Raw genomic sequence first — 463 nt, 5'->3', positions numbered from 1 at the left:
CCCAAAGTTCTACTTGTAAGTGACCGTTGAAATTGGAGATGGAAGAACCCACCAAGGGTTCAATAATTTCCCCTGTCACTTCTACTTGATCCAATGAACGTAGCGTATCAATAGGATTTTTAGTATTTACCTCTATGATGGAGGAGATTTTTATTCCTAAATCTGGAACCTTGAGCCTCAGACTTGGATCTCCCAAAAGTGAAAAATTCCGATTTAATGGTCCGTTTTGGCTCTTGATTTTGGTGTTGAGATAGATGCTTCCGAGGTCTTGATAGATTCCGTTTTCAGTTTTAAAAATCTCCTGGGTAAAGGCCTGATTCAGTTTGAAATTAATGCTGCTAAAGACAGGCCTTCCAGTGGTCAATAAGCCCATAGCCCCTTTTCCTTGCGCGAAAAGTAGTTCTTCTGCGGCGGACCTCAAGAATGGACTGTCGTGTCTGCCAAATTCGCAGGTCGCTGTCAC

1 protein-coding gene is annotated in these 463 nt (G+C 42.8%); it reads right to left on the bottom strand.

All coding sequences use genetic code 11. From position 1 onward, the window contains the following. On the bottom strand, nucleotides 1-463 hold a 463-nt coding region (locus tag ACNKXV_RS13335; protein WP_417908231.1), incomplete at both ends, for a C25 family cysteine peptidase.

The sequence above is a fragment of the Christiangramia aquimixticola genome (assembly GCF_048285835.1).
In the GTDB taxonomy this organism is placed as follows: Bacteria; Bacteroidota; Bacteroidia; order Flavobacteriales; family Flavobacteriaceae; genus Christiangramia; species Christiangramia aquimixticola.
The sequence above is the reverse complement of the archived record's forward strand: the minus strand, read 5'-3'. Positions and strand labels throughout refer to the sequence as shown.